The following is a 19,884-nucleotide window of genomic DNA, read 5'->3' as shown; positions in this document are numbered from 1 at the left end:
AGATGCCGTAATAACGGATCAAGGATGAGCGAATGGACTATTCAACTCATGCGGCCCCGCTCCCCTCGCCGCAACGTACCGCCACCCGGCGTCTGGCGTTTGCCGTAGGCGCGCTGTTCGTTGCCGGAGTCATCACGGCAGTCGGTGCCCTGTTAAGTATTGCGGCGCGGCTCGATGATGACGATGTGAACGACAACCTGTTCTATACGACCCGAGCACTGGAAAACCGCATCCTCGCATCAAAAAACTACATCACCAGTTACGCCTACTGGACGACGGCCTATGAGCATCTGAGCGGTCAGGTCGACACAGACTGGGCCTACGTTGAACAGAACCTGGGCAAAACCCTGTTCACCAGCGATGGCTATGACGGCGTATTTGTCCTGAACCGGGAACAGACCAAATATGCGGTGGTGCGCGGCCAGTTGATCGAAGCAAATATCTCCAGTTTTCTCCAGGCGTCCGCCACTGCGCTGGTCGACCAGGTACAACTGCAAAGCGACCTCACCAGGCCGGTCAATACCTATTCGTTGTTTGAAGACTGGCCGGCGCTGGTGACGGCGGCGGCCATCATTCCCAATGACGAGCGCCCCACCGAAGAACCCCGTAACACCTCTGTGCTGGTATTCGTCGACAAGCTGACGCCAGCCAAACTGCGAAAGATCGGCAGCGGCTTCGGCCTGAACAACCTGACTCTTGCCCTGGATGAAACCATCGAAGCAGGCCAGCCCAGAGTGCCGCTGGACAGTACCGGTTACAGCCTGGTCGCTGACCTGGAGCGGCCGGGGCAACGGTTGTTGTGGTCATTGCTGCCCACGCTTGGCAGCATTTTGCTCATTCTCATGCTGTTGACCGGTTACTTTTTCCGGCATGCCTTGCGTTCGTCGAAGTACGTGGACAACAGCCTGGAAGCAATGCAGACCTCACACCAGGCAATGCAAGCGGCCAATCAGGCCCTCGAGGCCAGCGAGGAGCGTTTTCGCGCCGTGGCTGAAGCGGCCTCCGACTGGATCTGGGAAATCGACCGGCATCTGTCTCTCACGTATCTCTCGGCGCGCTTCAGTACCGTGACCGGCTATCCACGTGAGCAGTGGCTGGGACAGGACATCATGCAGTTACTGTTTTGCGATACCACGCCGCTGGAGCTGTGGCTCAAGAAACTGAACGAAGAGGTCAACGCCAGTGACCTGCGCTGTACCTATCGCGATGAAACAGGGCAACAACGCTATTGCCGGCTGTCCGCCCGGCCGATCGTCGAAAACCATTGCATCGTCGGTTATCGCGGCACCGCCAGCGACATCACCGATGAAGTCGCCGCCCATGCACAGATCCAGCACCTGTCCATGCACGACGCGCTGACGGGGTTGCCCAACCGCAACAAGCTGGCGCGCTACCTGGAAGAAGCCCTGCAACTCAAGGAGCATGCCGCGCCCCTGTCATTGCTGATGATCGATCTGGACAACTTCAAGCCGATCAATGACTCACTGGGCCATCCTGCCGGTGATGCGGTCCTGCAGGAAGTCGCCAGACGCCTGCGCGAATGCACACGGGATCACGACATTGTTGCGCGGCTCGGAGGCGACGAGTTCGTCGTCGTACTCAGTGGCATGGACTCGCATCAGGAAATCGACAGGTTCTGCACACGCCTGATCGGCAGTCTGCATGAGCCGGTGATGTTCGAGCATCATCCGTTGCACATCGGTGCCAGCATCGGCATCACCCTGAGCCGGCGCCACGGCTTCGAAGCCGCAGAGCTGATTCGCTGCGCCGACATCGCGCTCTACCAGGCCAAGTCGGAAGGCAAGAACACCTGGTGCTATTTCGAAGCGCACATGAGCGACCAGATCCAGACGCGCCGGCAACTGGAAGACGACTTGCGCAAGGCGCTGAAAGACAACGAGCTGGTGCTGCACTATCAGCCGCGTTACAAGGTGGACGGCAAGCAAATCGTTTCGGTTGAAGCCCTGGTGCGCTGGCAGCATCCGACGAAAGGGCTGCTCGGTCCCGATCTGTTCATTCCCTTGGCGGAGCAGACGGACCTGATCGTCCCCCTCGGTCGCTGGGTACTGCGCGAAGCCTGCCAGACCGCCCTGACATGGCCTGAAGAAATCCTCTTGTCGGTGAACCTCTCCCCTGCCCAGTTTGCACTGAGCGACGTCGTCCAGGACGTGCGCGAAGTGCTGGTCGAAACCCGTTTTCCAGCCAGTCGCCTGGAACTGGAGATCACCGAAAACGTCATGCTCAACGACACCGACGGTGCGCTGACGACCATGAACGCACTCAAAGAACTGGGCGTGCGGTTGAACATGGATGATTTCGGCACCGGCTACTCCTCGCTGGGCTACTTGCGTGCCTATCCGTTCGATGGCATCAAGATCGACAAGCGCTTCATCGCGTCCATCAGCACCGGCAGCAATGATCGTGCGGTGGTGCAAGCCATCATCGGGCTGGGCAAGGCCATGGGCCTGAACGTCACGGCCGAAGGCGTCGAGACCGAAGAGCAACTGGCCATTCTCGGCAAGGATCAATGCAACGAAGTGCAGGGATATTTCATGAGCCGGCCCATCGACAAGACGGCGTTCGCGCGTCTCTTGCAGGCCACGGGGCGTCTTTGACTCGTCGGCCGGCACCTGGTTTGCGCTTCATCCGCTTGCCCCCGCCTCGTTGCGGGTAAACACGTTGCCCGCATCGCGCACCAACTGACGCCATTCGGCGTTGCTGATGAGCCCCTGTTCCAGCATGTCGTCGGCCCCCTTGAGCAAGTCGTCATATTGGTCCTGCGGATCGAACGGCTCTTGCGATTGTGTCGCCAGCTTGCGCCATGCCGACAGTGACTCTTTCTTGCGCTGATCGTACATTTCGAATGTCTCGCTAAGATGACACCCGGTAGAGCCGTGCTGCTTCTGCGTCGTTCTACGCATTCGACGAATGGAAGCCGACCGGGTGGCGGCCACTGAATGTTGGTTATGAGCTAATAACCCCTTCATTAAACGGTCGCTCAAACGTTGTACTAGGATAGGATCCAAATTTCCCGATTTGTGGTCGCCGGCCAAGGACATCCGCCGGAGACTCGGGAAAGCGCAATTCCCCCATTGCTACTCATGGATGAAACACATGAACTCACACCTGTTCCCTCACATCGGCAAAGTCATCGCCAGCACCGGCAGCCGGCATTTTCCGCGAATGCTGCACGACCTGATCCTCACCCAACTGGCCGTGGACGCCACGCATATCCGGCAGATGCGCGTGGAGCCGGTCGCACGTACGCAACCGCGCACCGAGCCGGAATGCCCCAAAGAGGCGGCACTGACGGCCGAGACGGTGTACTCCGAACTGAGCACCGATCCCGGCAACAGTGACGTGCCCGCCCCCGAACCCTCCACGGTCACCGATGCTTCGCAGTTGCACCTGACCCGGCGCAAGGACGGTTATCGTTATGTGATTTCGGTGTACCGCTGCGGCCCGTCGAAGCGGTTTTCCGCCCGGGAGCGCAGTCTGTTGCAGGACATCTCCCCGGTGTTGCTGCCGATGGTGGAAAAGCACATCCACGCGCTGCAACCGGCGAGTGCGGATCCCGAAGTGCAAGCCGCAGCGACCGAAGCATCGCTTCAAGGCCTGGAGACCCTGCGCCTGCGTTTTTGCGAGCGCGTGCAGCAACTGGGCCTGAGCCTGTCCAACCGTGAACTGGAAGTGTGCGTCGGTCTGCTGGCCGGCCGCACCGCGCCTGAACTGGCCGAGCAGTTGCAACTGAAGGTCAATACCGTCGAGAGCTACCTCAAGCGCGCCGCCATCAAGCTGGGGATCAGCGGCCGCCATTCGCTGATGCGCTGGATGTATTCACCTGAAGACTGTCCGGCCGCCTGCGACCCGTCCAACGCGGCCTGATCGATCACGCACCTGTAAAAAAACCGCCGTCCAACCAGGGACGGCGGTTTTTTCATGCCCGCCGGTCAGTCCCGCGCCAACGCCTCGATCGGGTCGAGCCGCGATGCATTGCGCGCCGGCACAAAGCCGAACACGATGCCGATCAGCGTCGAGCAGATCACCGCCGTCAACACCGAGCTCAACGAGAACACCATTTCCCATTCCTTGATGAACAGCGAAAACAGGTGGCCGATGGCGTAACTCAACGAGATTCCAATCGCCCCGCCCAGCAGACAGACCATCACCGCCTCCACCAGAAACTGCTGACGAATGTCCGACTGCCGCGCCCCGACCGCCATTCGGATACCGATCTCGCGGGTCCGTTCGGTGACCGACACCAGCATGATGTTCATCACCCCGATGCCGCCGACCACCAGCGAAATCACTGCAATCAGCGACAGCAACAGCGCCAGTGAGCGGCTGGTTTTCTGCACCGTCTGCATGACGCTGTCGAGGTTGTTGGTGAAGAAATCCTTGGTGCCGTGGCGCTGCAGCATCAGTTTGTTGACGTTGTCTTCCACGACCTTGCTCGGTTGGCCGTCCTTGATCCGCACGCTGATGCTGTCCAGGTAGCGCTGGCCCAACAGTCGACCGGCTGCGGTTTCGTAAGGCACCCAGACGTTGAGCGACTTGCTCGACGAGAAGATGTTCTTCTTTTCTGCCGCCACACCGATCACGGTGCACGGCAGGTTGCCGATCAGGATCACCTGCCCCAGCGGATCGACTCCCTCGCCGAATAACCGTTGGCGGGTGTTGTGATCGATCACCACCACCTGAGCCTGGCGTCGGGCATCGTTTTCACTGAACGCAATGCCCGACTCCATCTTGATTCCGCGCACCTGGAAGTACAGATCGCTGACGCCGTTGACCTGGGCATCGAGATCGATGTTGCGATAGCGCAGCAACAGATTGCGCCCGACCACCGGCGTGGCGCTGTCGACGTAATACAGCTGGTTGAGCGCCGTCACATCCGCCGGCACCAGGGTTTCGATGGCCGCCGAACGGCTGTCGCCGAAACTGGTGCCGGAATAGATATCGATGGTGTTGCTGCCGATGGCCTGAATGTCCTTGAGCACATAGCGCTTGGCCCCTTCCCCGATGGCCGAAATCGACACCACCGAGGTGATGCCGATGACGATCCCAAGCATGGTCAGCAGGGTGCGCATGCGATGCGAGATCAGCGCGACCCAGGCCATGTTGAAGGCCTCCTTGAACAACCCGAGGCTGGCCACCAGACGCCGCGCCCCCGTGGATTTGGGGACCGCGTCCTCATTGCTCAATGCCGTGCTGTCGCGCTCGTTGCGGCGGTCGCTGAGAATTTCGCCGTCACTGACCTCAATGATGCGCTCGGCATTGGCCGCGACCTTGGGGTCATGGGTCACCAGAATCACCGTGTGCCCGGCCGCGTGCAGCTCCAGCAGGATGCGCATCACCTCCTTGCCACTGGTGGTGTCGAGGGCGCCGGTCGGCTCGTCCGCGAGGATCACTTCGCCGCCGTTCATCAAGGCCCGGGCGATACTCACCCGCTGCTGCTGACCACCCGAGAGTTGGCTCGGGCGATGGGTCAGGTGCCCCTCCAGCCCTAGGCGCGCCAACAATTCACGGGCTCGCGCATGGCGTTGTGGTTCTGGCGTGCCGGCGTAGATTGCCGGCATCTCGACGTTGTGCATCGCACTCAAGTGCGGCAGCAAGTGGTAGCGCTGGAAGATGAAGCCGAAATAGTCGCGACGCAGTTCGGCCAGCGCCTGGCTGTCCAGATCGCGGGTTTCCCGGCCGTTGATCCTGTAGCTGCCGGCTGTGGCGTAATCGAGGCAGCCGAGGATGTTCATCAGGGTCGATTTGCCGGAGCCCGAGGCGCCGATGATCGCGACCATTTCCCCGGCATTGATCGTCAGGTTGATGTTCTTCAGCGCGAGGAATTCGCGATCGCCAGCCGTGAAGCTGCGGCTGATGCCGGTCAGTTGCAGCAGAGGTTCGCTCATGCTCATGCCCCTGCCACTTTCGTCACCGGATCACCGATCACCACCCGGTCGCCTTCGGCCAGGCCTTCGTTGACCTGCACCTTGACATTGTTGTTGATCCCGGTCTGCACATTGCGCGACTGCGCCTGGCCCTTGGCGTCCAGCACCCGCACCGGGAAGCTGCCATCGCTGTTGCGTGGGCCCAGCGCGGCGACCGGAATCGTCAGCACCGATTTGGCGGTGTCGAGCACCACCCGCACCTGAGCGGTCATGGAAATACGCAAACGGTGATCGGGATTCGGCACCTCGAACAGCGCGTTATAGAACACCGCAGTGTTCTGCTTCGGCGTGCCGGCGGGCGGGGTTTCGAGGAAGTTCTGCGGCGCAGGCTCAGTGCCGCGCAGTTTGCCGTAATAACGTTTGTCCTCACCAAGAATGGTGAAGTACACCTCCTGCCCCGGTGCAATGTGAATGACATCGGCCTCCGACACCTGAGCCTTTACGGTCATGGTGTCCAGGTCCGCCAGTTTGAGCAGGATCGGTGCCAGCTGGTTGGCGATCACGGTCTGGCCTTCCTGGGTCACGATGCCCACCACATCGCCGTCGATGGGCGCGACGATCCGCGTGTAGGCCAGATTGACCTTGGCGGTGTCGATCTGGATGTGTGCGCTCTTGATCTGTGCATCCAGCGACAACAGATTGGCCTGCTGCACCTCGTAGTTCGATTGCGCGGTTTCGAAATCCTGCCGCGAGATCGAGGCGTCCTCCTGCAGGTTCTGATAGCGCTCGTAGATGGCCTTGGTCTGGCGCAGTTGAGCCTGAGTCGCCCGGCGCTGGGCTTGCAGATTCTCCTCATCGACCTGTGCCTGACGCAGGGTGTTCTGCAGCACCAACGGATCGATTTCCGCCAGCCACTGGCCCTTCTTGACCTTGTCGCCGACCTTGACCTTCAGCGACTTCAACTGCCCCGAAACCTGGGCGCCGACGTCCACCTGCTTGATGCCCTCCAGCAAACCGGTGGCCAGCACTGCGTTTTCAATGTCAGCGCGTTCGACCGTGGCGGTCAGGTATTGCGGTGCCTCGGCCGGCGCCTGCACCGTGTAGAACACCAACCCGGCCACCAGCGTCAACGCGATTCCCAGACCGACTTTGCGCACCTTCGACTGTTCCATAAATGACCACAATTCCGTTCAGGGTTGAGCCCGGCCAGCGGCCGGGTTCCAGGATAAAAACTTCAATCAGGACAACACTTGCCCCGCCGCCACCGTCAGCCCGTCATGCCACCACGCTGCAAGACTGAAGACGTTGGGCGCCTTGAGGATCGTGAAGTGGTTGCCCGGGCCGTACCACACCGCCAGATCCCTGGCCTCACGCTGCCAGCCTTCGAGCATCGCCGCCTGTTCGCGCTGGTTGCCCGAGGCGTCCAGCGTCGGGTCGTCCACCAGCGCCAGACGCACCGGACCGGTGTAGGCCAGCGCCGGCCGATAGACCGTACGCAGTGCGGTGGCGAACGTGCGCACCGGGCCCTGCATCGCATCGAGTGACGCGCGTTCCGACAGCACACCCGCGCGCACCATCCCCTCGTGCAGCAAGCGCATTTGCGTGCTGTCGTCGGCTTCGGCGAAGGTCAGCGCATCGATGCCCAGAGACTTGCCGCTGGACAGTTGCAGCGACTCGATCAGCCGCAACAACGCCGCCGTCGTGGTGTAAGGCTTGCCCACCACACTGTTGCCGCCCGGCGATTCACTGTCGATCAGCGTCAGGGATGCCACTTCGCGCCCCGCCGCCTGCAACTGCGCCGCCATGGCGTAAGCCACCCAGCCACCGAATGAATGCCCGATCAGATGCACCGGCCCTTGCGGATACAACTGCTCAAGCGCCCGCAGGTAGAACGTGGCGGCGCTTTCGACCCGGCTGTGCGGCACCGTCGCGCCGTCGAGGCCTCGGGGTTGCAGCCCATGAATCGGCCACTCCGGCCCCAGCGCCTCGGTCAGGTGGAGGAACCCGGTAACACTGTCGCCGGCACCCGGCACGCAGAAAATAGGTGCATGCCCGGTGTGACCGGTCTGAATGGTCAGGATCGGCTGATACGCCGTTGGCGCGGGCGCAGTTGCCGTTTCCAGCGCCTTAGTCAGGGCCTGCCCCAGAGCCTGAACGTGCGGTGCTTTCATCATGCTCTGGTGATCGCCCGGTACGTCGATGCAGTGCAACTCGGCACCTGGCAATTCTTCAGCCCAACCGCGCGTGGCGCTGAGTCGTGACATTTGCGCCGAACGCTCCGTGGCACGCAGCAGATGCAACGGCAGGCCGATCGGGTTGATCCGGTAATGCGCCAACGCATGCCCGTGGGCCACTTCCCGGTCGAGGTAATGCCAGGCATCCGCCGACGAGACAGCCGCCAGCTCGGGTCTGAGCAACTGCTGTTCGTGACAATGGTTGAACAAATCGGCGAACGCCCACTGCTCAAGTTCGGTCTGCAACACGGCCAAACGCGCCAGTGCCTGCTGCCCCTGCGTCTCGCGTCCGGCCCAATGCGCCGTGCAATGCAGAAGCAATTGGCGCTTGTGTACATGTGCATCGTTCCACAGCGCCTTATCCGGATCGGCCAGACGTGGCACGTAGGAGTCGATCAGCCCGACAAACGCCACTGACTCGTCCATCCCGAGCAGTTGCGCCGCGATTTCATAAGCCAGCACGCCACCGAACGACCAGCCGGCAAGCCGATAGGGGCCGTGGGGTTGTCTGGCGCGGATCACCTCGACCAGCCGGGTTGCCAGGCATTCCATGGTGCGCAGTTGCGCCATACCGGGATCGATACCCGGCAAGCCGTAAATCGGGAACTCGCCGCCGATGTGCAGGCCCAGCGCCGGGAAATACAGGTCCCGACCACTGAACTCATGCACCAGGAACAACGGCGTGCCCCGCTCGCTTGCCCGCACCACGACCACGCCGTCATGGCGCTGCGCAGCGTCATCGCGCTGGCATAACAGCGTGGCAGCAGACTCGACAGTTGGATGCTGGAACAGCTCGGCCAACGAAATCGGCCTGTTGGCCTTCTGCATCAGATCGACGAGCCGCACCGCCAGCAGCGAATGCCCGCCCAGTTCGAAGAAGTTGTCATGGCGGCCTACCCGGTCGACTTGCAACACTTGCGCCCAGAGCCCGGCCAGTGATTCCTCAAGAGGATTGGCCGGCGCTTCATAGTCACGCATGACCAGCGCTTGGTGTGTCGGCGCCGGCAAGGCTTTGCGATCGACCTTGCCGTTGTTGTTCAGCGGCAGGCTCGCCATCGCCACCCAGGCGCTCGGCACCATGTACTCCGGTAACCTGGCTTGCAGCAGTGCGCGCAGAGTAGCGCTCTGCAATGCAGGATCGTGCGCCGTGTAATAGGCCACCAGCCGCGTTGGCTCCTGTCCGTCGCGTCGGGCCAGGACCACCGCTTCCTTGACCCCCGGACAGCTCAAGAGGCGGTTTTCGATTTCTCCGAGCTCAATGCGGAAGCCACGAATCTTCACCTGGTCATCATTGCGGCCGATACATTCCAGTCGCCCCGGCGCCTGCCAGCGGACCAGGTCGCCCGTGCGATACATCAAGGCTTGCGGGTTGTCGCTGAACGGATCCCGGAGGAATTTCTCGGCACTCAGTTGAGGCCGATTCAGATAGCCCAGCGCAACCCCCTGACCACCGATGTACAACTCACCGGTGACGCCGAACGGCACCGGTTGTTGCCGGTTATCCAGCACATACACGCGGGTATTGCCGATGGGGCCGCCAATCGAAACGCTGTCCGCATCCGGCGCCACCTCACGCACTTCGAAGGTGGTGGCGTACGTCGTGGTTTCGGTCGGGCCATAACAATGCACCAGGCGCAGGTCCGGTGCTTCGGCGAGCAGCTTTCGAAACGCTGCCGGATCGCCACGCTCCCCACCGCACAGCAGGATGCGCAGCCTTTTGAGCGCTTCGGGAATCAATTGCACGTACTGATTGAACAACGCGGTGGTGACGAAGAGGATCGTGGCCCCGCACCGGCTCAGCTCCCGGCCGAATGCCTGTGGGTCGAGCAAAATCCCATGATCGATCACGGCCACCTGGCCACCGTTGAGCAAGGCGCCCCAGATATCCATGGTGCTCGCGTCGAACGCCGGGTTCGAAGCGAATGCCACCCGGTCCCTCGGGTTGAAATCGGCGTAGCCGCAATCGATCACAAGGCGGGTAATGCCGCGATGCGGCACCATGACCCCCTTCGGCGTGCCCGTGGAGCCCGAGGTGTACATGATGTACGCCAGCGCCTGCGAGGACTGAGGCAGATCCGGGTTGTGCGAAGGGCTCCCGGCAAGCGCCAGGGTATCCAGATCCATTCGTCGCACCGGGTACTCGATGGCCTGATCGCTGCCGGTCAACAGCGCGACCGCCTGACAATCCTGCACCATGAATGCCTGACGCTCGGCGGGTGCGTTGATGTCCAGCGGCACATAGGCCGCCGCACACTTGATGATCGCCAACTGCGCGATCAACAGTTCCAGCGAGCGTGGCAACAGAATCGCCACATGATCGCCGGGCTGCACACCTTGAGCGATGAGATGATGAGCCAGGCCGTTGGCGCTGCGGTTCAGTTCTGCGTAACTCAACACCTGCGTCCCGTGCACCGCGGCAACGGCTTGCGGATGCTCGGCGGCCTGCATCTCGAAGACCCGGTGCACGGTAAGCACTTGCGGACAATCCCGTGCGGTGGCGTTGAATTCGTCGAGCAACTGCGTGCGTTCCTGATCCTCGATTATCTGCGCGTGTTCCAGCACTGCCTGGTCGTTGTTGACCATGGCCTGCAACAAGCGCTGGAAATAACCGACATAACGCCGTGCCGTCGCCTCATCGAAGAGCGCTGTGGCGTACTCCATCCAGCCATTTATCCCGTTGGGCGATTCACCCAGGGTCAGGGTCAGGTCGAACTTGGCGAAGTGACTCGGCTCCGCCACCGCTTCCAGGGTCAGATCCCCCAGCGCCAATACCGGCCCGTCGCTGTTGCGCCAGTTGAACATGCTCTGGAACAGCGGGCTGTGGGCCAGACTGCGGGCCGGTCGGGCGATTTCCACCACTTGCTCGAAGGGCAGGTCCTGATGGGCCTGGGCCTGCAGGGTCAGCGCCTTGACCCGCGCCAGCAGCGCTTCGGTGCTCAACTCACCGGAAGTATCAATGCGTAACGCCAGGGTATTGACGAACAACCCGATCAATCCGTCGATTTCGGCCCGGAAACGGTTGGCCACCGGCGAGCCGACCACCACGTCCGATTGCCCGGCCAAACGACTGAGCAGCATCGCCCACGCGCTCAGCATCGTCATGTACAGCGTCACGCCATGGCGCTGGCTCAAGGCTTTGAGGCCGGCGCTCAAGCGCTCGTCCAGGCACACTTCGACGCTGCTGCCGGCGTAATCCTGTTGCGGTGGTCGCGGTCGGTCGGCAGGCAACGTCAGCAAGGCTGGCGCATCGGCCAGCGTGCGTTGCCAATAATCGCTCTGGCGCTGCAAAACCTCCCCGCTCAGCCAGCGTCGCTGCCAGACGGCATAGTCGGTGTATTGCAACGCCAGCGGCGGCAAAGGGTCCGCCAACCCCTGACTGAAAGCCTGATACAACGCCATCAGCTCGCGGGTCAGCACCTCCATCGACCAACCGTCGGAGATGATGTGATGCAAGGTGATCAGCAACACATGGTGATCGTCGGCCATACGCACCAGCCGTCCGCGAATCAACGGATCATCCTGCAAGTCGAACGGGCCGGAAGCTTCCCCCTGAATCAGCGCCTGCAAGGCTTCATCGGCCTGCGGGTGCTGGCGCAGGTCCTCGACCCGCAGCAGCACACCGCTGTCGGGCGGAGTAATCAGCACCTGGGCTTCGCCGTTGTACGGCGTGAAACGGCTGCGCAGGCTTTCGTGGCGGGCGACAATCCGGGCCAGTGCCCGCTGTAGCGCATCGGCGTCGAGCATACCGCGCAGACGCAGACCGATCGGAATGTTGTAAGCGGTGTTGGCACCTTCCATCTGCGCCAGAAACCAGAAGCGCTGCTGGGAAAACGACAGCGGCAATGCGCCTTCGCGTGGCACCGGCAGGATCGGCGGCTGCGTCGAGCGTCCGGCCTGGGCAAGCGACTGCGCCACCGACGCCAGCTCGGCATTGGCGAACAACTCGCCGAGCGCAAGCTCCACACCCAGCCGTTGACGCACTTGCGCGACCATGCGCATGGCCAGCAACGAATGGCCGCCCAACTCAAAGAAATGATCCTGACGCCCTATCCGTTCGACCTGCAGAATTTCGGCCCAGATCTGCCCCAGCGTGCATTCGAGCTCGCCTTGCGGCGCCTCGTACTCGCGTGTGAGCAGCGCCGTGCGCTCCGGTAACGGCAAGGCCTTGCGATCGAGCTTGCCATTGGCGGTCAACGGCAAGCTGTCGAGCCTGACGAACGCGACCGGCACCATGTACTCGGGCAACTGGCCCAGCAAATGCTCGCGCAGTTGCGCCACAGCCAGTGGCTGCACCTGGGCCTGCTCGGTGAAATAGGCGACCAGCCGTGGTTGTCCGGGCTCGTCTTCACGGGCCAGCAGCACCGCTTCCTGAATGCCGGGAAGCTGGTGCAGGCGGCTTTCGATTTCCCCCAGTTCTATACGCATGCCGCGGATTTTCACCTGGTCATCGTTGCGCCCCAGGTATTCGATCGTCCCGTCCCGGCGCCAGCGGGCAAGGTCGCCGGTGCGATACATACGCGCATTCGGTCGTTCACTGAAGGGGTCCGGCAGAAAGCGTTCGGCGGTCAGTTGCGCACGGTTCAAGTAACCACGCGCCACGCCTCGGCCACCGATATACAGCTCGCCGGACACCCCGATCGGCACCGGACGCTGTTGCTCGTCGAGCAGGTACACCGAGGTATTGCTCACCGGTTTGCCGATGTGCAGCGCCTCCCCCGCCTCGATCCGTCCAGACGTAGCGACTACGGTGGCTTCGGTCGGGCCATAGTTGTTGATCACATCGAAATGCTGATTGCGCGAAAACTGACGCAAGCGATCGCCGCCGATCAGCAGGGTACGCAATGTCGGGTGCTCGAGATGCCGGCTGAAGGCGTATTCGGCGACGGGCGTCGGCAGGAAACTCACGTCCAGCGGTTGCGCGCACCACCAGGCCAGCAGCCCGTCGACGTCTTCGCCGCCGTCCTGCGCAGGCGCCAGGTGCAGGGTCGCGCCGACGCACAGAGCTGGCCAGACTTCCCATGCCATCGCGTCGAAGCCGAACCCGGCCAGACTCGACGTATGGCGGCCGGCACACAGGTCAAACGCGTTGCAGTGCCAGTCGACCAGATTGGCCAGTGTCTGGTGTTCGACCATCACGCCCTTGGGCAAACCGGTGGAGCCGGAGGTGTAGATCACGTAAGCCAGGTTCGCCTCGGACAGACCTGGTACCACCGGGTTTGCGTCATTGCCTGAGCGCCAGGTGCGCGGATCAAGATCGAGTACCGGCAGCTCCTGTCCCGGCAGCCGTGCGAGCAGGTCACTTGAGGTCAGAATCGCCACTGGCTCGCAATCGCTCAGCAGATAATTCAAGCGTTCGGCCGGATGCGCGGGGTCGATCGGCACATACCCGGCGCCTGCCTTGAGGACTGCGAGCAATCCGGCCAGGGTATCCAGCCCTCGCCGGGCGACGATGGCTACCCGGTCATCCGGCTGCACACCCAGATCGATCAAGCGATGCGCCAGAAGGTTGGCCTGGCGGTTCAGTTCGTGGAACGTCAGTTGCTTGTCCAGATGCACCGCCGCCAGCGCTTGCGGTCGCGCGACGACCTGCGCCTCGAAGCGTTGATGAATTGTCTGTCCGCGAACGTATTCGACATCGCTGGCGTTGAACCCCGTCAACAGCTGTTCGCGCTCCGGGGCGGGCAACACCGACAGTTGACTCAGCGGCGTATCCGCCGCGTGCTCCAGCGCCTGCAACAGGTTTTCCATGGCACACAACATATAGCCGCAGATCCGCTGCGCCTCGACTTCACGGGTGGCCAGCAGCGTCAGGCTGAAGCGATCGCCAAAGTCATCGATGCTCAAGGTCAGCGGGTAATTGGTGCGTTCCTCCGCATGCAGGACGCTGATCCCCTCCCAGGCCGAGAGTGCTTCGACACTGGCATTGGCACTCGAGGTGCTGTGCCGGTAGTTGAGCAGCGAACTGAATAGCGGCGATGACCCGACCACCCCACTGCAGCGCTGGGCCAGCACCAGCGGGGCATGCTCATGGCGCATCAGGCTCGTCAGACGTGCCTGGGTGGCCTTCACCGCCTCACTCGCTGCCAGCGCGCTGACCTCGACCCGGAGCGGCAAGGTGTTGATGAAAATGCCCAACGCGCGGTCGGTCGACTCCGCCCCTTGCATCCGCCCCATCAGCACGGTACCGAACACAACGGCGGACTTGCCGGTGAGTGCATTCAGGACCTGCCCCCAGCCGAGATGGAACAGACTCGCGACACTCACCCCGAGCGAGCGGGCACTGGCTCGCAGGCGCTGCCCCAGCAACGGGTCAAGTGGCACACCGCACTCTTCGATGTCGCTGCCGTCGCCATGCACGCCCTGCAGGCCGAACGGCAACGTCGGCTCGTCGATGTCACCGAGCATCTCGCGGAAAAACGCCTCGTGCTCGGACTCGCTGATGCCTAGCCGCGCCTGGGCGACATAATTGCGAAACGGTACGGGCACTCCCAGTCTGGTGCTCTGTCCTGACAGGCACGCCTGCATTTCCTCGCTGACCACAGCGAGCGCCGAGTGATCCATCGCCATGTGGTGAAACAGCAATATCGCGACGATACGCCCGGCCTTTGCATCCCGGGCATGAGCCAGGCGCAATAGCGGCGCACGTGTCACGTCGAGACGAAAGTGCCGGGCGTCGAATCGCGCATGCAACTGCTCAAGGACATCGCCCTCAGCCGCATCAAGCTGCACGTTCTCCAAAGGCAACTCGACACTTCGCAGGACGACCTGCACCGGCGTGTCCAGTCCTTCCCAGACGATGGCGGTGCGCAGAATGTCGTGGCGCTCGATGACAGTCTGCAGGGCCTGAACGAATGCCTCAAACCGCTCGGGCCCGCTGAACGCGAATTTCGCCTGCATCACATACGGATCACCCTGTGCAGCGCTCGCGTGGTGGTAGAGGATGCCCTCCTGCAACGGCGTCAGCGGATAGATGTCCTGGACATTGGCGCCGCCGCCAGGGATCTGCGCGACAATTTGATCGAGGGTGTCCTGGTTCAGGTCAACCATTGTCAGCATCGCCGGGGTGACCCGTGTTGTGCCCGGTGAAATGCCATTGACCGGCACTGCAACCTGCCCTTCCCGTGCGGGCGAGTAACCGCCCGCCTCGATCAGCTCGATCAATGCCGGCTTGTTCTCGCGCAATGCGGCCAGCAAGGCCGGTTCACTCAGGGCCTGCTTGTTGCCATTGACCCTTAATTGTCCGTCCGTGATTGCCAACTGGATGTCTTTTGTCTTCAGCGTCACCAACAGTTCATTCAGGCTCACAGGACGATCTCCATTCTTTCCGTGATAGCTGCGTAACCAGCCAGAGTCGGTTGCTCGAACAACGTCCGGACATCGGCTTCGATACCTGCCTGTTGCAGGCGCCCGATCAGACTGACCGCCAGCAACGAATGCCCACCCAGCTCAAAGAAATGGTCTTGTCGCCCGACGCGCTCGACCTTGAGCAATTCGCACCACAGTCCCGCGAGGAGGATTTCCATCTCGCCGACCGGCGCTTCGTATTCGCGAATGCTGACTGCAGCCGAATCCGGTGCGGGCAGCGCCTTGCGATCGACCTTGCCGTTGGGGCTCAGCGGCAGGCTGTCGAGCGCGACGAATGCCGACGGCACCATGTAATCGGGCAAGCGTGCCAGCAAGTGTTCGCGCAACGCCTCGATCCCCGGTTGCCCGGCGTCGGCAAGCCAGGTGAAGTACGCCACCAGACGCTCCTCACGCACCAGCACCACGACTTCGCGCAGCGCTGGATGGCTGAGCAGTTGCGCTTCGATCTCACCCGGTTCCAGACGCAGGCCACGCAGCTTGACCTGGAAGTCGTTGCGCCCGATGAATTCGAGCTGGCCATCGGCGCGGTAGCGCACAAGGTCGCCCGTGGCGTACAACCGGTCGCCGGCCACAAACGGGCTAGGGATAAACCGTTCGGCCATCAATTGCGGCAGGCCCAGATAACCCCGCGCAACCCCGGCACCACCAATGAACAACTGACCGATCACGCCCATCGGCACCGGCCGCTGAGCGGCATCGAGGACATATAGACGGGTGTTGTTGATCGGCCGTCCGATCGGCAACGCGCTGTCCGGCACCGGCATCGACGGTTCCAGCGTCCACGCCGTGCTGTCGACCGTGGCTTCGGTCGGGCCGTAAACGTTGTGCAAGCGCACTTGCGGCAAACGCTCGCGCACACGGCGAGCCAGCGCCGGCGTCAGGTCGCCGCCGCCACAGAACACGTCGGTAAGGCTGCTGCACTGGCTGACATCGTCCTGCTCGAGGAACTGTTGCAACAGCACCGGCACGAACTGGATCACGCTGATCCGCTGTTCGCGAATCACCCGCGCCAGATACGCCGGTTCACGGTGTCCGTCGGGACGCGCCAGCACCAGACGCAACCCGGCACTCAACGGCCAGAACAGCTCCCAGACCGAGGCGTCGAAACTGAACGGGGTCTTCTGCAACAGGGCGCCGTCCGTCACGACGGGACACAGCTGCGAACTCCAGTGCAGCAAATTGCCGACGCCGCGATGCTCGACCATCACGCCTTTCGGCGCACCGGTCGAACCGGAGGTGTAGATCACGTAAGCCAGGTTCGAAGCGCTCAGGCCCGGTACTTGCGGGTTGTCCTCCGGGTTGGATGTCCATTGCGCCTGATCCAGATCGATCACCCGCGCAGTGCTCTCGTCGAGCAAGGCGCGAGTCGCCCCATGCACCAGCACCGCTACCGGCGCGCTGTCCTTGAGCATGTAATCCAGACGTTCCGCCGGGTACGCCGGGTCCAGCGGCACATAGGCACCACCCGCCTTGAGAATGCCGAGCAGTCCGACGATCAGCCCCAGCCCGCGCTCGACGCAGATTGCCACCCGCGAATCCGGCCCCACGCCCAGCTCACGCAGGTAATGGGCCAGGCGATTGGCCTGTGCGTTGAGTTCGGCGTAGGTCAGCCGCTGCTCACCGGCCTGCAACGCGATGGCTTGCGGCGTGCGTTGCACTTGCGCCTCGAACATGGCGTGAACGGTTTGCTCCAGATCGTCGGCGGTGCCGGTGACGTTAAGGTCGTAAAGCACCCGCTGACGTTCTGCGCCGTCAAGGATCGGCAAGCGGTTCAGCGGCTGATCCGGAGCCTGCTCCAGAGCATCCGCCAGTTGCTCCAGCGCGGTCTGCATGTAGTCGCAGATCCGCTGCGAGCCGATGCTCGCCGGGGTCATGGCGGTGAGCACGAACCCGCTGCCCAGATCATCGACCCCCAGATTCAGCGGATAGTTGGTGCGTTCTTCGCTGCTCAGGGTCTCGATGCCTTGCCAGGCCTGACGCAACTTTTGCTGTTGCGCCGCGTCGGCGCTGTGCCGGTAGTTGAGCATCGAACTGAACAGCGGTGACGGCGCGGCCACACCGCTGCAACGCTGGGCCAGTGCCAGCGAAGCGTGTTCATGACCGAGCAGCGCACTGAGCCGCGCATGCGTCGCCCGAGCCCCTTCGCGCACCGGAGTTGCCCCCAGATCGACCCGCAGCGGCAAGGTGTTGATGAACATCCCCAGCGCCCGATCGGCCCCGTCGCCGCCCTGCATCCGCCCCATCAGCACCGTGCCGAACACTACACACTCCTGCCCGGACGTCGCGGCCAGCACTTGCGCCCACGCGAGGTGGAACAGGCTGGCCACGCTGATGCCCAGTTGCCGCGCGAGGCTGCGCAGACGCTGGCCGGTGTCTGCGTTCAGGGTCTGTTGTGTTTCCTCAATGCCACTACCGTCACCTTGCACATCCTGCAAGCCGAACGGCAGGGTCGGCTCATCGATGTCGCCGAGCATGTCGCGGAAGAACGCTTCGTGCTCCTGCTCGCTGACACCCAGCCGCGCCTGTGCCACGTAGTTGCGGTAAGGCACGGCCGCGCCCAACGAAGCTTCGTGCCCTTGCAGGCAGGCGAGCATTTCCTGTTGCACCACGTCCAGCGCGGTGTGATCGAGCACGAGATGGTGGAACAGCAACATCGCGACCACCCGGTCGTGGGCCGGATCACGGGCATACACCAGGCGCAGCAACGGTGCCTGACTGATGTCGAGGCGGTAGTGCCGGGCATCGAAACGCTCGTGCAACTGCTCAAGGATGTCGCCATCCGCCGGATCGAGCACCATCTCCTGCACCGGCAAGTCTGCGTGACGCCAGACCACTTGCATCGGCTCGGCCAGCTTCTGCCAGATCACCGCCGTGCGCAGGATGTCGTGGCGCGCAATCACCTGACGCAGCGCTGCCGCGAACGCTTCCACACGCTCGAGGCTGTCGAAGGTCAGCCGCGATTGCAGCAGGTACGGGTCGCCCTGCTCCGCGCTCAAATGGTGATAAAGGATGCCTTCCTGCAACGGCGCCAGCGGATAAATGTCCTGCACGTTGGCGGCGCCACCCGGCACGCTGGCCACGATCCGATCGATGCTGGCCTGATCCAGTTCGGTCAGGCTCAGCAGCTCCGGGGTGATGTGGGCGCAGTCGGCAGGAATGCGATTGTCCGGCACTTCGATTTCGCGACCGCTGCCCACCACCACGGCCAATGCAGCCAAAGTTGGCTGGCTGAACAGCACGCGCACGTCGGTGTTGAGGCCGATCTGGCGCAGGCGTTCGATCAGACTTACGGCCAGCAACGAGTGGCCACCCAGTTCGAAGAAGTTGTCGTGGCGTCCGACCTGCTCCAGTTTCAAAACGTCAGCCCAGATCTGCGCCAGCGCAGTTTCCACCGGGCCTTGCGGGGCTTCGTATTCGCGGCTGAGCCAGGCGTTCTGATCCGGCTCCGGCAAGGCCTTGCGGTCGAGTTTGCCGTTGGCGGTCAGGGGCAAGGCGTCGAGGCGCACGTAAGCCGCCGGGATCAGGGCTTGCGGCAAACGGGTTTGCAGATGATTGCGCAGGGCTTCGATATCGGTCGGGGCTCGCTCGGTGAACCACACCAGCAACTGGCCGTCGCGCACCAGCGCCACCGCGTCCTGCACCGCCGGATGGCTGGCCAGCGCCGCTTCGATTTCCCCCAGTTCAACCCGTACGCCGCGCAGTTTGACCTGATCGTCGTTGCGGCCCAGGTACTCGATGTTGCCGTCTGCCAACCAGCGTGCGAGGTCGCCGGTGCGGTACATGCGTCCTTCGTTGAACGGATCATTCAGGAAGCGCTCGGCGGTCAGATCGGGACGGTTGAGGTAACCCCGCGCCACGCCCGCACCTGCGACATACAACTCGCCCGTGACGCCCACCGGCACGGGCCGTTGCTGCTCATCCAGCAGATAGACCTTGGCGTTGGCAATCGGCCGGCCGATGTGCAGCGGTTGCCCAACTTCGACCGGGCCGGACGTCGCGACCACCGTAGCCTCGGTCGGGCCGTAGTTGTTGATGACCGCGAAAGTCTGTTCGCGGTTGAACTGCCGCAGCTTGTCGCCGCCGATCAGCAAGGTACGCAAGGTCGGGTGTTGCAGCCCGCGGCTGAAGGCATATTCGGCCACCGGCGTCGGCAGGAAGCTGACCTGCAACGGCTGCGCCCGCCACCAGTCGAGCAGTTCGTCCAGGTGCTCGTTGCTCACCGATTCCGGCGGCAGGTGCAGGGTCGCGCCGACGCACAACGCCGGCCAGACTTCCCACGCCATCGCATCGAAACCGAGCCCGGCCACGCTGGCGGTGTGGCTGCCGGCGTGCAGGTCGAAGGCTTCGGCGTGCCAGTGCACAAGGTTTTCCAGGGTCGCGTGTTCGACCATCACGCCTTT

Annotated in this window: 7 protein-coding genes; 2 read left to right on the top strand and 5 right to left on the bottom strand. The window is 62.8% G+C overall.

The window, feature by feature from the left end:
• Positions 1-32 precede the first annotated feature (32 nt).
• Positions 33-2,615: a bifunctional diguanylate cyclase/phosphodiesterase gene (locus ACTJK9_RS28850; protein ID WP_440817739.1), complete on the top strand. Its 2,583-nt coding sequence runs from the start codon at positions 33-35 to the stop codon at positions 2,613-2,615.
• A gap of 27 nt (positions 2,616-2,642) precedes the next feature.
• On the opposite strand, the gene ACTJK9_RS28845 is transcribed toward ACTJK9_RS28850, so the two are convergent.
• Entirely contained in the window at positions 2,643-2,858 is a 216-nt protein-coding gene (locus ACTJK9_RS28845; RefSeq protein WP_064595557.1) for a hypothetical protein, read from the bottom strand.
• Positions 2,859-3,114: 256 nt separating this feature from the next.
• Here ACTJK9_RS28845 and ACTJK9_RS28840 point away from each other — a divergent pair, with 256 nt between their 5' ends.
• Positions 3,115-3,885: a helix-turn-helix transcriptional regulator gene (locus tag ACTJK9_RS28840; protein ID WP_085613090.1), complete on the top strand. Its 771-nt coding sequence runs from the start codon at positions 3,115-3,117 to the stop codon at positions 3,883-3,885.
• A 65-nt stretch (positions 3,886-3,950) separates the two neighbouring features.
• Here the strand turns inward: ACTJK9_RS28840 and ACTJK9_RS28835 are convergent, their stop codons facing one another.
• The 4 genes from ACTJK9_RS28835 to ACTJK9_RS28820 all read right to left on the bottom strand — a co-directional run.
• Complete coding sequence (locus ACTJK9_RS28835) at positions 3,951-5,906, bottom strand: MacB family efflux pump subunit (RefSeq protein ID WP_085667792.1); 1,956 nt, start codon at positions 5,904-5,906, stop codon at positions 3,951-3,953.
• Between the two features lie 2 nt (positions 5,907-5,908).
• The gene (macA, locus tag ACTJK9_RS28830; RefSeq protein WP_074687877.1) at positions 5,909-7,057 is read right to left on the bottom strand and encodes a macrolide transporter subunit MacA; all 1,149 of its coding nucleotides are present in this window, start codon (positions 7,055-7,057) and stop codon (positions 5,909-5,911) included.
• A 66-nt stretch (positions 7,058-7,123) separates the two neighbouring features.
• Complete coding sequence (locus ACTJK9_RS28825; protein ID WP_440817734.1) at positions 7,124-15,424, bottom strand: amino acid adenylation domain-containing protein; 8,301 nt, start codon at positions 15,422-15,424, stop codon at positions 7,124-7,126.
• Positions 15,421-19,884: amino acid adenylation domain-containing protein (locus ACTJK9_RS28820; RefSeq protein ID WP_440817731.1), on the bottom strand; the 4,464-nt coding region annotated here is incomplete at its 5' end. The genes ACTJK9_RS28820 and ACTJK9_RS28825, both read right to left, overlap by 4 nt.

This window comes from Pseudomonas sp. 22082 (assembly GCF_052046055.1).
In the GTDB taxonomy this organism is placed as follows: Bacteria; Pseudomonadota; Gammaproteobacteria; order Pseudomonadales; family Pseudomonadaceae; genus Aquipseudomonas; species Aquipseudomonas pharyngis.
The sequence above is the reverse complement of the archived record's forward strand: the minus strand, read 5'-3'. Positions and strand labels throughout refer to the sequence as shown.